General features: G+C 76.4%; 2 protein-coding genes. Both read left to right on the plus strand.

The genetic code is table 11. From position 1 onward, the window contains the following. The coding region (locus tag DKL51_RS12720; protein WP_148097780.1) for a D-alanyl-D-alanine carboxypeptidase family protein at positions 1–1,108 on the plus strand (1,108 nt) is incomplete at its 5' end. Between the two features lie 84 nt (positions 1,109–1,192). Next, a complete protein-coding gene (locus DKL51_RS12725; protein WP_124812068.1) occupies positions 1,193–1,648 on the plus strand; it encodes a PaaI family thioesterase in 456 nt (151 codons plus the stop codon). The last annotated feature ends 207 nt before the right edge of the window (positions 1,649–1,855 follow it).

Below are 1,855 nucleotides of genomic sequence, written 5' to 3' on the forward strand. Positions count from 1 at the left end.
GCGCCAGGCCGGCCCCGCGGCGCGTGCCGTCGGCGGGTCCCGACTCGCCACCGCCGGCCTGGCGCTGCCGTCCGGCGTGTCCGCCCCGCCCGCGGTCACCGCCACGTCCTGGGTGGTTGCCGACCTGGACAGCGGGGCCGTGCTCGGCGGCTGCGGGCCGCACGAGTACGGCGTCCCGGCCAGCGTGCAGAAGCTGCTGCTGGCCGCGACGATGCTGCCGAAGCTCGACCCGCGGCGGGAGGTCACGGTGACCGCCGAGGACCTGGCCATCGAGCCGGGCAGCTCAGCCGTCGGCCTGGCCGCGGGCGGCCGCTACCGGATCGAGACGATCTGGCTGGGGCTGCTGCTCAAGTCCGGCAACGAGGCCGCGAACGCGCTGGCCCGCCTCGGCGGTGGCCCGGACGGCCTGCCCGGGGGACTCCGCGCGATGAACGAGGAGGCCAAGCGGCTCGGCGCGCTGCAGACCCACGCGGTGACCGCGTCCGGCCTGGACGGGCCCGGCCAGTTCACCAGCGCGTACGACCTGGCGCTGATCGCCCGCGCCTGCTTCGCCGATCCGGCGTTCCGCCGGTACACCGCGACCCGGACGGCGGAGATTCCCGGGCAGCCGGCGCTGCGCGCGAAGCCCTTCCAGATCCAGAACGACAACCAGCTCCTGTACCAGTATCCCGGCGCGCTGGGCGGCAAGACCGGCTTCACCGACCTGGCCCGGCACACCTACGTCGGCGCCGCCGAGCGCAACGGCCGGCGGCTGGTGGTCACCCTGCTCGGCGCGGAGATCCCCACCCAGCGCGGCTGGCAACAGGGCGCCGCCCTGCTCGACTGGGGTTTCCGCCTGCCGCGGGACGCGGCCGTCGGCCGGTTGGTCCAGCCCGGCGAGCTGACGTCCACGAGCCCGTCGCCGCGCGGCACGGTGCCACCGTCGGCCCTCGCCGGTGGTGCGGGACTGCACGGCGCCCGGGGCACCGACCCCGCCCCGTGGCCGGGCACCGGGCCGGCTCTCGCCGTCGGCGCGCTGGTCGTGGCCGGGGGAGCGCTGCTGATCTCCCGTCGTCGCCGGCACGCCGTCCGGGCCCGGGTCGCCGGCGGCCCCGGTCAGGGCTGCTAGCCACCCGTCACCTGGACTTCCCCCATCGTGCGAAGTCGGGCTAGCCTGCGCGGGAATGGTGGGCGTCAGTTCACGGGGGACGAGATGACCGGTCACCGCGCTCCGGACGGGCCGGCGATCAGCCTGGAGACGGCGCGCCAGGTGCTCGCGGCGCAGCCGTTCAGCGGCCTGCTCGGTGCCCGGCTGGCCACCTTCGAGCTGGGCGAGGCGGTCCTCGAGGTGCCCGTCCGCAGCGAGCTGACCCAGCAGAACGGTTTCCTGCACGGGGGCGTGCTCGCCTACGCGGCCGACAATGCGATCACCTTCGCCGGTGGCTCCGTCCTCGGTCCGCGCGTGCTGACCGGCGGCATCACCATCACCTACCTCCGCCCGGCCGCCGGTGAGCTGCTGCAGGCGCGGGCGACCGTGGTGGACGCGAGCCGCCGGCAGGCGGTCTGCCGCTGCGAGCTGGTGGTCCGCCACGGCGACCGGTCGGTGCTGTGCGCGGCGGCCCAGGGCACCGTCGTGCTGGTCGGCGCGTCGGGAGAGGACGCCGCTTGAGGCTCGTCACCCGACCGGGTGACCACATCCGCGAGCGTCCCGCCGCGGGAGCAGCCGTTGCCGGCCGCTCCACGCGCCGGTGCTGATAGACAGGGCAGCGTGGGTGTGCGGAGCCGGTCCGGCCCGGCCGCTCGGTGGGCCGCCGGGTGGGTGGCGGCGTGCGCGGTCGCGGTGGCCGGCGGTGGTTGTCAGCGCCCCACGCCACCC

The sequence above is a fragment of the Micromonospora globispora genome (assembly GCF_003857015.1).
Classification (GTDB): Bacteria; Actinomycetota; Actinomycetes; order Mycobacteriales; family Micromonosporaceae; genus Micromonospora; species Micromonospora globispora.

Excerpts from the sequence above, each read along its gene's own strand:
- DKL51_RS12725 (WP_124812068.1), top strand. The coding sequence starts at position 1,193 with ATGACCGGTCACCGCGCTCCGGACGGGCCGGCGATCAGCCTGGAGACG.